10 protein-coding genes and 1 tRNA gene are annotated in these 13689 nt (G+C 45.1%); 2 read left to right on the plus strand and 9 right to left on the minus strand.

The annotated features are described in order from the left end of the window. Window positions 1-51 precede the first annotated feature (51 nt). The 4 genes from OCV77_RS04300 to OCV77_RS04315 form a co-directional block, all read right to left on the minus strand. Window positions 52-136 (minus strand) — tRNA-Leu (locus tag OCV77_RS04300). 103 nt (window positions 137-239) lie between these two features. Beyond that, window positions 240-1154 (minus strand): putative ABC transporter permease, encoded by a 915-nt coding sequence (locus OCV77_RS04305; RefSeq protein ID WP_262573633.1) that lies wholly within the window; start codon window positions 1152-1154, stop codon window positions 240-242. 23 nt (window positions 1155-1177) lie between these two features. After that, the gene (locus OCV77_RS04310) at window positions 1178-2107 is read right to left on the minus strand and encodes a TIGR03943 family putative permease subunit (protein WP_118797548.1); all 930 of its coding nucleotides are present in this window, start codon (window positions 2105-2107) and stop codon (window positions 1178-1180) included. A 20-nt stretch (window positions 2108-2127) separates the two neighbouring features. Beyond that, window positions 2128-3231 carry a GTP-binding protein gene (locus tag OCV77_RS04315; RefSeq protein ID WP_262573636.1) on the minus strand — a complete coding sequence of 368 codons (1104 nt, stop codon included), beginning with the start codon at window positions 3229-3231 and terminating at the stop codon, window positions 2128-2130. Between the two features lie 219 nt (window positions 3232-3450). Between OCV77_RS04315 and OCV77_RS04320 the strand changes: the two genes are divergently transcribed. Both OCV77_RS04320 and OCV77_RS04325 read left to right on the plus strand, forming a co-directional pair. Next, window positions 3451-5997: an efflux RND transporter permease subunit gene (locus OCV77_RS04320; protein ID WP_262573639.1), complete on the plus strand. Its 2547-nt coding sequence runs from the start codon at window positions 3451-3453 to the stop codon at window positions 5995-5997. Further along, complete coding sequence (locus OCV77_RS04325) at window positions 5990-9301, plus strand: hypothetical protein (protein WP_262573641.1); 3312 nt, start codon at window positions 5990-5992, stop codon at window positions 9299-9301. Before OCV77_RS04320 ends, OCV77_RS04325 begins: the two co-directional genes overlap by 8 nt. A gap of 95 nt (window positions 9302-9396) precedes the next feature. On the opposite strand, the gene OCV77_RS04330 is transcribed toward OCV77_RS04325, so the two are convergent. From OCV77_RS04330 to OCV77_RS04350, 5 genes are all read right to left on the minus strand, one after another. Beyond that, entirely contained in the window at window positions 9397-9795 is a 399-nt protein-coding gene (locus OCV77_RS04330) for a bacteriohemerythrin (RefSeq protein WP_118797542.1), read from the minus strand. Next, window positions 9788-10180, minus strand: a complete 393-nt coding sequence (locus tag OCV77_RS04335; RefSeq protein WP_118797541.1) for a desulfoferrodoxin family protein — start codon at window positions 10178-10180, stop codon at window positions 9788-9790. Before OCV77_RS04335 ends, OCV77_RS04330 begins: the two co-directional genes overlap by 8 nt. 51 nt (window positions 10181-10231) lie before the next feature. Then, complete coding sequence (locus OCV77_RS04340) at window positions 10232-10624, minus strand: Fur family transcriptional regulator (protein ID WP_118797540.1); 393 nt, start codon at window positions 10622-10624, stop codon at window positions 10232-10234. A 25-nt stretch (window positions 10625-10649) separates the two neighbouring features. Next, window positions 10650-11753 (minus strand): GGDEF domain-containing protein, encoded by a 1104-nt coding sequence (locus OCV77_RS04345; protein ID WP_262573645.1) that lies wholly within the window; start codon window positions 11751-11753, stop codon window positions 10650-10652. A 110-nt stretch (window positions 11754-11863) separates the two neighbouring features. Beyond that, entirely contained in the window at window positions 11864-13645 is a 1782-nt protein-coding gene (locus tag OCV77_RS04350; RefSeq protein WP_262573646.1) for a S8 family peptidase, read from the minus strand. Window positions 13646-13689 lie beyond the last annotated feature (44 nt).

A 13689-nucleotide genomic window follows, 5' to 3' on the forward strand; every position in this document is an offset into this window, starting at 1 on the left:
TGAAACACACCACAAAAAAGAAAAACCCCAGTAAATACTGAGGTTTTCTTATGCGGAAGATGGGACTTGAACCCACACGAGCGCAATGCTCACAAGATCCTTAGTCTTGCTCGTCTGCCAGTTCCGACACTTCCGCTTGACTCACGTCACAAATGGTATAATATCATCCTCTGCGGGTTTCGTCAATAGCTTTTTAAAATTTTTTTATTTTTTTGAAAAGTTTTATTTATTCCAAAATCTTACTTGTTCTTTCTTTCATTCACAGCCTTCTTCAATTCTTCCAGAGCCTCATTAAATTTTCTGGAATACATACCCGGATTTCCCTTGATGAGGCTTCTCTGATAGAAATCCTTCAGGCGGTCAAACTGCAGACGATGCTCCTTTTCAACCAGATACTTACTGCGGAGCTCTGCAAGCTCATCCTTCACATTGTCCATAAAGGCTCCAGGATTTGTGGTAAGATGTTCCCTGACCTTTGAAAACCTCTCCTCCAGATTCTCCATCCACTCATCAGCGCGTTCTTCTCTCTCCAGCTTTCTGGTTTCTCTCTCATCATTTGCCACTGCGATCAGCACATCCAGACGCTTCTGGATCTTCTCCATCTCGGCTCTTGCCTTATCCAGGCCGATCAGGACATCTCTCAGATCCATAGCAGCCTTGAAGGAAAGTGTGAAATCAGCCACAATATAAACCGACAGCACTACCGTCAGGATCGTCAGTATATTATAGGGAATGGATAACACAAGCTTTTCTACTCCCTTATGCAGGAACTGCGTCATAAAGATCGTCAGGAATCCCCACGCTATGGTCGAGGAAAGACAGATATGTCCCTTATAATTAAACTTCTGGTTAGAGTAGTCCCAGTATCTGACTTTAAAAAGTGCCTCCATTGTCATGCCTGTCACCAGTTCAAGAAGCGTTGCTCCCACGCAGCCAGCCAGATAAGTCAGGATAAGATTATCCTGAAACGGCATGGAAACTACAAGCATCATGATTGCACCGCTTCCATAGATAGGAAGGAAAGGGCCTCTCATAAACCCTCTGTTTACAAAATGCCTGCTTTTGATGGAAACATAGGTTGATTCAAAAACCCATCCAAAGAAACAGTAAAAATAGAAGAAAAATAACCACTGTATGGCAGTATAATGGTACATATCCTTATCTCCCTCTCATTTTCTCAGGTAAAGCTGATCACCGGCTCCTTAGGCTGCCTTGTCTGCTCTACACTGATGGCATGCAGCACCGGTCCTTCTCCCTCATAATCGGAGAAATATTCCTTCTCTACTCTGGCTGTTACCTTGACCCACTGCTTTTCTGTCAGGGTATCTGCCTTGTCATATTTGCAGGCAAAGCCAAGAAATGCCATATCCTCTGCACAGCAGGTCATCGCCATTCTTCCCGGGATAAAGTATCCTTTGGGAAAATCCTTTGGTCTTACTACCATACCCACAAACTGGATGGTCTTTCCAATATAACGATCCAGATTATCAAGGGAATCCAGATACCAGATACCGTAACCTTCATTATCCAGCTCAATGATCGGCGCATCCAGCTTATAGGGCAGATCATCTTCAAAAATCTGATTGACTTCCCCATTGGCATCCTCAAAGATGATATCTGCCTGCTGATTGATTGCCTTTACATTTCTCTTATAGGAGCTTAGATCCTCAATACCGTCACAACGGTTAAAAATGATCATCTCGGATTTCCGGAGCATTTCTGCAAGCAGGGATTTCATATTGGTATAGTACATTGGGAAGGTGGATGCATCAATAATCGTGATCTGCTGCTCTACGGTAAAGTACCAGGGAAGCTTCATATTCTTGAAGTTCCACATACCGTTATACTCAATGATGATCCTTTCCGGCTTGTATTTCTTTTCCAGCTCCTGAAGATGGGAAGGATTGAAATCCTCCTCATCCTCGATCACTTCCATAACCGTCTTTGTTTTTGACAGAAGCTCCTGACTGTATTCATTCTCTCCTTCCTCACAGACGATCAGAAGGGTGCTTCCCTTGATCCGGAAATAAGGCTGTCCCAGTGTATAACATATAAATTCTGTCTTTCCGCTTTCCAGAAATCCATTGATAATATATACGGGCTTCATAGTATTTCCTCTCTTCCGGTTTATCTCTCAAACAGCTTCTTTAAAGCATCTTCCTTCAGCTTGGAGCCGATCACACAGAACTTGCCGGTCACATCAGGCTTGCCTGCACGGACATTGCTCTCTTCCGGAACATAGTCAAAGTAGATCCAGCCGCCTTCTTTATCTGCAACCATACCCTTGGCTCTCAGTACGATGCCATAGGTTTCTTCATCATCCAGTGCCTTCAGGATCTCTTCAATATCTTCCTTTGTATAGGTTGCTGCTGTTTCCATGCCAAAGCTTGTAAATACTTCATCCGCATGGTGATGGTGATGATGGTCATGATCGTGGCAGCCACAGGTACAGTTCTCATCATGTTCATGATGATGCTCGTGCTCGTGATCATGGTGATTCTCATGGTCATGATCCTCATCATGGTCGTGGTGATGCTCGTGATCATGATCGTGGTCATGATGGTGATGATGCTCTTCCTCCTCATCATGCTCATGCTGCTCCATGATCTCCTTTAATAATTCTGCTTCCAGATCCTTAGCTCCCTCGATGGTATCCAGAATATCCTTTCCATCCAGCTCGTCCCAGGGAGTTGTCACGATCGTTGCCTTGTCATTATGCTCACGTATCAGAGCAATACAGGTATTCAGCTTCTCTTCTGAAATATTGCCGGTACGGCTCAGGATAATGGTTCCTGCATGTGCGATCTGGTTAATGAAAAACTCTCCGAAGTTTTTGATGTACATCTTGCACTTGGAGGCATCTACAACAGCTACTGCACTGTTCAGTACAACATCCTTTTCATCAATGACATTCTGTACTGCCCTCATAACATCAGAAAGCTTGCCAACACCTGAAGGCTCGATCAGAATACGCTCCGGTGCATAGGTCTTCAGCACCTCCTTCAGGGATGTTCCAAAATCACCTACGAGGGAACAACAGATACATCCTGAATTCATTTCCTTGATCTCAATACCGGATTCCTTCAGAAACCCGCCGTCAATTCCGATCTCACCAAATTCGTTCTCGATCAGAACTGTTTTTGTATCAGCAAGGGCTTCTTTTAAAAGCTTCTTTATTAATGTAGTTTTTCCTGCACCCAGGAATCCGGATACAATATCAATTTTCGTCATGATAATTCCTTCTTTCTGTGCATTTATCTTAAATGGCACAAATTGATTATAATAAGAAGCTTCTCCAAAGTCAAACGCTTACAAATCCTTACATAAATTTTTAATAGTTTTTTATCATCTGCGCCTTTTTGCTTATTGTCTATTCAGCAAAAGAAGCCTATAATTCTTTTTGTTAAAAAATAGACTAATTAAGCACCTACAAGAAAGGATTGATTTCACATGAACGAGACTGGAGAGAATAAGGCAACTCCCATGGAAAAGGTGGCAACCTTTATCGTTGATAAACGGAACCTGTTTTTCCTGCTTTATATTTTTGCCATTATTTTCTGTATTATCGCAAATGGATGGGTCAAGGTTGAAAATGATATCACAACCTACCTGCCGGATTCGACCGAGACCAGGCAGGGACTGACGATCATGAATGACCAGTTTGTCACCTATGGTACTGCCCGGGTCATGGTTTCCAACATCTCCTATGAAAAAGGAGAAGAGCTTGCTGAGGAGCTCAGGGAGATCGATGGCGTCACTGACGCCGTATTTGACAACACAGAGGATCACTACAAAAATTCTTCTGCCCTGTTTGATGTTACCTTTGACGGAACTACCACAGACGAGGTCAGTGTCAATGCGATCCACGAGATTGAAGATAAGCTGTCCGGCTATGATACCTACATAAATTCGGAGGTTGGCTCCGATACTGCCGCCGAACTGCAAAGCGAAATGCAGGTTATTGTTGTCATTGCCGCTATCATTATCGTCATAGTACTGACCCTGACTTCCAGAGCCTATGCGGAGGTTCCCGTACTGATCGCCACCTTCGGTGTAGCTGCCCTTATGAACATGGGTACCAACTTCCTGTGCGGTACCATTTCCTTTATTTCCAATTCGGTTACTGTAGTACTGCAGCTGGCACTGGCAATCGACTATGCCATTATCCTCTGTCATAGATTCAGCGATGAACACGAAACTAAACCGGCAAGAGAAGCCTGCATTGCTGCCTTAAGCAAAGCGATCCCGGAGATTTCATCCTCCTCCCTGACCACTGTATCCGGTCTTGCAGCACTGGCCTTCATGCACTTCCTGATCGGCCGCGACCTGGCAGTTGTCCTGATCAAGGCGATCATGATGAGCCTTCTTTCCGTATTTACCCTCATGCCCGGTCTTCTGATGCTGTTCAGTAATCTGATCGATAAGACCAAGCATAAAAACCTGATCCCTCCTATCACTGTTGTAGGAAAGTTTGACGTAAAAACAAGATTCATAGTTCCTCCGTTATTTGTTGCCATTACAGTTGTAGCGTGTATTTTTGCGAACAAGTGTCCTTACTGTTACAGCTATACGGATCTGACCACCGCCAAGCAGAATGAAAGCCAGATTGCCTACCAGAAGATCAAAAATACTTTCGGCACCAACAATATGGTAGCTGTGCTTGTCCCTTCCGGTGATTATGAATCAGAAAGTGCCCTGCTGAAGGATCTTGAAAGCCATACGGAGGTCAAATCAACGACTGGTCTTGCCGGTGTGGAGGCCATGGACGGCTATTACCTGACGGATGCCCTGAATCCACGTGAATTTTCTGAGCTTTCCGGTGTGGAATATGAGGTGGCAAATCTCCTGTATACAGCCTATGCCGTCAATAATAACCAGTATGGCCAGATCATAAACGGGATTGAAAAATACAAGGTTCCACTTTTTGACATGTTCTTCTTTTTAAAGGATCAGATGGAAGAAGGAAATATCACCCTGGAGGGTGATATCCAGGATACCCTGGATGATCTGTTCGATCAGCTTGAAAAGGCAAAGCTTCAGCTGAAAACAGATGACTGGACCAGGCTTGTCGTCTATCTGAACCTTCCGGAGGAAAGCCAGCAAACCTTTGATTTCCTGAAGGTCATCCATCAGGAGGCTGATAAATACTATGATGATGCTTCTGTTTATGTCGTTGGTAACTCCACCAGTGATTATGACCTGTCATCTTCCTTCAGCCAGGATAATATGCTGATCAGCGTATTGTCTGCCCTGTTTGTAATCATTATCCTGCTGTTTACCTTTAACTCGGCAGGATTACCTGTACTTTTGATTCTGGTCATCCAGGGAAGTATCTGGATCAACTTCTCCTTCCCTTATCTCCAGGATTCACCGCTGTACTTCCTGGGCTACCTGATCGTTAACTCCATCCAGATGGGTGCCAATATTGACTATGCGATCGTTATTTCCAGCCATTATAAGGATCTGAAACAGTCCATGCCGCCCAAGGAAGCGATCATCGTTACCCTGAACCAGTCCTTCCCAACCATTTTTACCTCGGGAAGTATTCTGGCTGCTGCCGGTGCCCTGATCGGTGTCATGACGACCAATCCGATCATCGCAGCGATCGGAACCTGCTTAAGCCGTGGTACCATTATTTCCATCATCCTGGTACTTGGCGTCCTGCCACAGATCCTGGTACTTGGTGACTTTATCATTGAAAAGACCAGCTTCGAGCTGAAGAGCAGGATCAATCTCACACCACAGTCCTTTACGGGTGCCACCCGTGTATCCGGTATCATCAGAGGCCAGGTCAACGGTATGGTAGAAGGAAGCTTCAACGGTATTATCCGTGGAAGCATGAACGCCACGATCCTCTCCGGTGAGGCAACCAGCCTGGAGGAAAATCCCTCTGGCGGCACACCGTCTGAAACAGCACCCGGCACAGACGAAAATACTGAGCCCGGCACAAACAAAGATATTGAACATAATGAGAAAGGAAGTGTTTCCCATGAATAATCAGAAGAAAACAGGTAAGTGGATCAGATATGCAACAGCCTTTGTCCTCCTTCTCTGCTTCTGTCTGATTCAGCCAGTATTTGGAACTATTGCAGATGCCAGAGAGATCACTTCAGCGAACCCGGATGTCTCTCCCACTCCCTTTAACGGCGTGGATATCTCTTCAGAATCAGAGGCTTCTGATCTTTCCCTGGAGGATGCCATCCATATTACTTCGCTGAAGGAATTTCAGGATATGGCTGAAAGCTGTGTGATCGATTCCTGGTCAAAGGGAAAAATCTTCGTTCTGGACAATGATCTGGATTTCAGCACTGCCACCTTCACCCCGGTTCCCTCCTTTGGCGGTATTTTCATCGGCAATGGACATACCATCAAGGGCTTTACCAATGATGCAGGAAGTGACAATACCGGCCTCTTCCGTTATCTTCAGGAAAGCGGTGAGATCTATGATCTCCGTGTCAACGGCTCTGCTACAGCTAAGAGCAGCCATGACGGTCTTTCTCTGCTTGTTGGCCATAACAAGGGTATCATCAGCGGATGCCATGCTGCCGGTAATTTAAATGGCGGCGATGATATCGGTATGATTGCCGGCTATAATGATGTCACCGGTATCATCAGTGAATGTCTCTCTGAGGGTGTTGTTTATGGTAATCACCGGATCGGTGCCATCACCGGGACTAACGCCGGCTCTATTCTGAGCTGTGTTAACCGTGCCAGTGTCAATACCACTGTAGAAGAAGGGGATCTCGATATTTCCCTGCTGACTGTTGATGATCTTCTCTCCACTGAAAACGTAACCAGTGTAACGGATATCGGTGGGATTGCCGGAAGTAATACAGGCATCATCCGTGCCAGCGTCAATAATGGTGCTGTCGGATATCAGCACGTTGGCTACAATGTCGGTGGAATTGCCGGAAGCCAGATGGGCTATATCGAGGGTTGTATCAACTACGGTGTGCTTCATGGGCGTAAGGATGTCGGCGGGATTGCCGGGCAGATGGAACCCAGCAGCGAAATGCTTTACAACGAGGATACTCTTGATAAGCTGCATACCGAACTGAATAAGCTGCATGATCTTGTTACAAAGATGAATGATGATGCCAGCGGTACCTCCACAGACCTGAATGCTCAGTTAAATAAGCTGCTTGACGCAGTGGAATCCACCCAGCGGGCTGCTGATGGTATTGCAAATGAAGCCAGCAATGACATGCGCTCCTTTACTTCCGAGCTGACGGATCTGTCATCCCTGCCGACTCCAAAGCCGATCTCATTAGACTTTCTGGATTCCATTCCCACTTTAAGTCCAAGTCCCACTGCGACTCCGGAAGGAACCCCGGATCCGAATGCCACTCCAACTGCGACTCCGACTGCCACACCTACCGCCACACCAACTGCAGCACCTACTGCAACACCTGCTGCAACACCGGTTCAGGGCAACGGTAGAACCCGTGCAGGCAGCATTGGTAACAATGACAGTCTGGAAAGCGAAACAGGCTCCTACACCACGGAAACAACAATGAGCCAGCCCGTACCTGTCACTGTCAGGATGATGGATCCCGGCTCTCCTGCCACAACACCTGCTCCTATAGCAACCCCTACCCCCACTGTGACACCAGAACCTACCAGAAGTCCCCTGGCATGGCCTTCAGGAGTACCAACCATTGATCCTTCTGCACTTCCTCAGATTTCAGACTATAGCTTTGACAAGGATGCAGCAGAAAGTGAACTGAACAAGCTGCAGGATAACGTTTATAACAGTACTTCTTCAGCCCTTGACAGCATGAAGAATACCATCAGTAACCGTACTTCTATTTTCAGCTCCAGGATCGACAGCTGGCATACCGCATTAAGCTCCGGCTTTTCTTCTATTATTTCTGAAAGCCGGACACTGAATAATATGGTAGACAGCAAATCCCAGCTTCTTCTGGATGACTTCCAGGCTATTACAGATGAGCTGAATGTCATTGGCAATATCATCACCACTGCAGATGACGATGTGACAGATCCCGATGAACTTGTGACTGATATCTCTGATGAAGATAAGGAAACTGATATTACTGGCAAGGTTATGAACTGTCAGAATAAGGGGAAGATTTATGGTGACCTGAATGTAGGCGGTATCGCCGGCTCCATGTCACGTGAAAACGATCTGGATCCCGAAGACGATATCACACTTAATACTACATCCATGAATTTCCGCTATCAGCAGCGTATCGTCATCCGGAAATCTGAAAACAAAGGTGTCATCACCGGCAAAAAGGACTGCATCGGTGGTATCGTCGGCAATATGGTGCTTGGCAGCGTCATTTCCTGTATTGGGGACGGCGATGTTACCAGTGAAGGCGGTGATATGGTCGGCGGTATCGCCGGTTTCTCTGATTCCACGATCCGGGAAAGCAGTGCAAAATGTGCCCTCTCCGGTGAAAATCAGATTGGTGGAATTGCCGGAAGCGGCAAGTCCATCAAAAACTGCTACAGCATGATCGAAATCACCGAGGGTACCAATTATCTTGGTTCTATTGCTGGTAAGGCTGATGTCAATGATGATATCAGTGAAAACTACTTTGTTGAAGGCTGTCCTGCCGGTATTGATGGAATCAGCTATGAAGAAAAGGCCCAGCCTCTTCCCTATGGCAGCTTCCTGTGCTTTGATGATCTTCCTGTCATCTACCAGAACATTACACTGACCTTTATGGCAGATGACAGACTGGTTACAACAGTCACCCTCTCCTACGGCGAAAGCTTTGATCCCACAAAGCTCCCCAAGGTTCCGGAAAAGAAGGGTTATGCCGGCAAATGGGAGGATTTCAACACTTCCTCACTCACCTTTGACCAGACGATCAATGCTGTTTACACGGAATACTTAAGCACACTGGCAAGCTCGGAAAAGGATGACAACGGGAAGGCACTGGCTCTGATAGAGGGTACCTTTAAAGAAGGCGACCGCTTCCTTCTGACCGATATCGACGCTTATCCGGAGGATTCCAAAACAAAGGCCGAATGCAAAAAGATCAGCGTCCTGAACGGAACCGGTCCTTTCACAGTCAGGTACCTGATTCCTGATGACATTGAAAATCCGGAAATCGAGATCTACGATAATGGTGCTTTCATTCCGGTTTCCGGTTATATCGATGGCAGCTACTACGTATTCAATGTGGACAAGCAGGAATTTATCTTCGCCTGTCTGGAGCGGCCTGCTTCCCTGCTTCCCGTATTCTGCAGTGTTGCAGCAGGTGTATTGCTGATCCTGCTCATTGTACTTCGTATCATAAAAAGAAAAAAAGCAAGGGCAAAGCAGAGTTAGGATCATCTTCCCTTGAGCAGAGAAAAATATATAGTAAAAAAGCAGAGAATGCACAGTTTCTCTGCTTTTTGTAACTTTTCTTACTATATCAAATATCAACCCTTGGGGATCTGTCCGTCAACATGCAGAATATGATTTATCAGCCACTCTGTGAGGTATTGTAAAATACCCATGATCTGATCATCCTGATCTTCTACATCATCATTATGATGATCCATAAATTCTTCAAGCTTATGTATGAATTCCTGATGCTGGATTTTCTGGGTAAATAATTTCTTGTAATGGATAGATTCCATATACTGCTCTTCATCCGTGAAATGCTTTACTGTATAATCGTGGAGTTGTCTTAATATTGCGTCAATTCTGTCATATTTATCCGGTGTAAACTCATCATGGAGCAGTTCATATGCTTCGTCTGCATATTTAAACAGCTGCTTGTGTTCCTCATCTATCATGTCTATTCCGATATAATATTCCGGCTTCATTTCATACATTAGTCTGTCCTCCTTGTTTCCATAATCCATGAAGATTGCAATATGCATATACCTCTTCTACCTGTTCACCATCGCAGAGGCAAAAATCTGCTGCAGGCTCCTGTCCTGGCTTTAACTGCTTTCTATAAATACCCTGATTGGTATTTAATGTGATCCATTCAATAAAATGCTCTTCGAGCATAGGATGCTTTGTCTCTCCGACAACAACATGAACCTGATTGCCATCCACTGTATATACAGGCACATGCTTCTCGACTGCTGCATCGGTCACTCCGGCTTTTAACTCCTGCATAGCCTCTCCACAGCACATTACAGGCACACCCTTGTCTTTCACTTTTTCGATAATGTTACCGCAGTGATTACATACATAATATTTTACCGTCATTTACCTTACCTCCTTCTTCTCTGCTGTTTTCTAAAATCTGATACCAGCTTCTTACATGAACGCCTTCCTGCATTTTGAGCAGATACCTCTAAATGAAATATCATAATCCAAAAATTCTACTCCATGAGTGTCATGGATCCTTTCCAGCATGGCTGGCAATTCCTCCATATCCACATCTGATACCTCGCCGCATTTTACACACCTGACATGATAGTGGTTTTTCAATGTAAAATCATATCGGTTCGGTCCATCCGGTACTTCAACCTTTCTCAGTGCACCTTCTTCTACCAATATATCAAGGTTTCTATATACAGTCCCCTTTCCAATTGTAGGATATGCTTCCTTAATAGATTCGTACACTTCATTTGCCGTAACATGTCTTTTCATCTCATATACAGCATTTCGTACCAGATCCTTTTGAATGGTATTTCTTCTACTGATCATCAACTCTCCTTATTAGGAATTGTTCTTAATAAGGATTATATAGTGATTTTTCCTTTCTGTCAATAAAGTTATCTCTCTTATATAATTGTTTATTTGCATACATATCAGAATCAGCCTTATCCATTAACATCTGCATTGTATACGTCCTGTCGTCGGCAGATAATGCCCATCCGCACGCATAGTCGACTGGCATCTGGTTTTCATTACTATTTATTCTGTCTTTTTCTTCGCATAAGCATTTTAATATTTCCTCAACCTCCGTTCTGCTTGTATGATATATAACTGCCATAAACTCATCTCCGCCATACCTTCCTACGAAATCCTTTTCCGGGATCACGCTGCGTAAAAGCCTGGCGAAATTCATTATTAACTGGTCTCCCGCCGAATGTCCCATTGTATCATTAACAGTTTTCAGATTATTAAGGTCAAACATTATGCATGCTGTAGGCTCTTTTATTATCTCTTTATTAATAAGGAGCTCCTTACAGGCTCTTTTATTTGGCAGTCCGGTATGGGCATCTGTATATGCCTCCTGCGCTAACAGCTTATTTTTCACTGCCATCTTCATTGCCGCCATCGTCTGTATAATAACCAATATCACCAGACACAGCATATCAAGTGCTGACAGAAGCTCTATGGTACGGATCCTTTCAGCAATCCTTTGTGAGTAATTTTCTGCAGCAAATACAGTTTCATCCGCCATCTTAAAATATATTTCACTCATATTGACAATATCTGTATTTTCGTATCCCACATTTCTTACTGCTTCAATTTCTATTTTTAATTTATCCCAGTAATCACTCTGAATCTGCAATTTTTCCTGATATTCCTTATCGTATAGCCTTACAAGATCATAATGACCATCCTGATATCTTAACCCACTCAGAATATCGTCCAGATAGTTGATCAGCTCTTCATCCTGGTTTCCTGTGATTTCCAGCTTCACTTCACGCTGTGTAGTTCCACGTACCAACCCTGCATAATTTATTACACGCGCTGTCCCCTGCAGCCTGCTGATCTGTATCATCATACAAATAATAAGAACTACCAGTATCAATATAAGACAGCTTTGTACAATACCTATTATATTTTTACTTTTCTTATCTGACTGCACTTCCTGATTTATCATTATAACCTCGCTCACATTTATCTCATTAATCTGTCATCATTATATAATACCCATATGGATAAATCAACAAGTGAGTAATGGTTCCTATTATCATTTTCTCTGCAACATTTTTATATATTTCTTTCCACTACTGGCAGACTACTTTCCAGGCACAACCTGCCATAGCCTACCCGGTCATTTGGATATTCCGCCTCCCCCCGCAGAGGCCTTGCTCCTTTTCTGAGATATGCCTTGACTTTTTCTCCATAGAGGAAGGGATCATTTCCCTGCACGATCCCCCATTCCATCAGAAGAGCAGCGCTCCCTGTCACAAAGGGTGTCGCAAAGGAAGTTCCTGTCACGATTCTGGTCTCCCCATTCAGTCCAAGCGTCTGTACATTGACCCCGGGTGCAGCCAGATCCGGCTTTATGCTGCCGCTTCCTCCTGCGAACAATCCCTTCTGATCCGAAAAGCAACAGCCTCTTCCTGAAAAATCCGCATAGGATTCATATGCCGCATCGTAAGCGCCTACTGTGATCACCTTATAAGCAGTAGATGGAATCGTCAATGTCTTCTCTGGTGAGGAAGAAAAAAACCTGGTCGCAGCTCCTAGCACTACGCTGCACGGCAAATAAAGATCATAGGTTCCTGGATTTCCACCAAGCGCCCTGATCTCTATTGCCCAGACACCACTTTTTACATAAGTATCTTCTTCCGGAATCAGCTCAAGCCAAATTTCCTGATTCACTGAATAGGGCGAAGGTACTCCTATATAGGCAAGTACTCTGGTGCCATCCATCAGAAAGCTCTCCGCCCCTTCCTTCCTGTCATCCAGCTGCCTTTTTTCACCGGATGGTGACATCAGTACGATCTCATAGGGATTACTGTATTCCTTCCAAAGCTGCACGGAAAGGGAAGCCTGATAGGTTCCTACGTTCCACTCTGTTCTCTGTGTTTCTCCCTCTGCGATCCATCCTGCTCTGTGTCCGCCTGCTGCCCCCTCATTTCCGCTTCCGACGCAGATGCTGCACCGGCCGATCTCTGCAACATTATCCAGGAAGCGCTCCAGAAGGGATGTACCATCATGTGCTCCATAGGTATTTCCAAAGCTTACATTAACAGCAACCGGCATCTGCAGTTCAATTGCTTTCCTGACCAGATAAGTCAATGCCCGCATCAGCTCCGTTGTCCTTGGAAAAGATTCCGTACCTGAATTGCCGAGCTTAACGATCAACAGCTCACTCTCTGGTGCTACGCCAGTAAGTGCCCCATCGTAAAGATTGCCTCCCCCTGCTGCGATCGCAGCTACGGCGGTGCCGTGACCGCTTCTGTCATAGCTCGGAACCACCTTCTCCGGCTCACGGCTTCGCAGTGCCTCGTTGATCTGCTCCCGGCTATACTCAACTCCTTTTACAAAACCAGCCGGTGGCTTCTCTTCCATGGATCCGGATTTTTTCGTCTGATCCCACAGATATCGTATTCTTGTTCCTTCCCGGTTCTGAAATTCCACGCTGGTATAGTCAATACCGGAATCAACGATCCCGATCAGCACGCCCCTGCCGGTCAGATAGGGCGGTCTTACTGTAACTCCTGTGATACAGGAAGCCCGCTTTCCCTGCACCGTTTCAAAATAAAGACGTTTCGGCTTTTCCATATATTCCACCTCTTCCAGCTCTGAAAAGGCTTCTATCATGGTTTCCGGCAGCGTTACAATGGCATACCCGGCGATCAGCTCTTCAATCCGGATCTTCTCACTGGCGTACCGGCTTAAGCTTCCATGATACTTCACGATAAGTTCCCATTCCCTCGTTTCCTCATCATAGCCGGCTGAAAGAAATGCTGACCGTTCCCGTTCCTTTTCTGAAACTGCCAGTGACAGACTGAATACATTCTCAAGCTTCTGGTTTTCCATATATTTCCTGTTCGTTTTTCTTATCTTATGCAGGAAGCTCTCAG

Source organism: Suilimivivens aceti, from assembly GCF_025567405.1.
Lineage (GTDB): Bacteria > Bacillota > Clostridia > Lachnospirales > Lachnospiraceae > Suilimivivens > Suilimivivens aceti.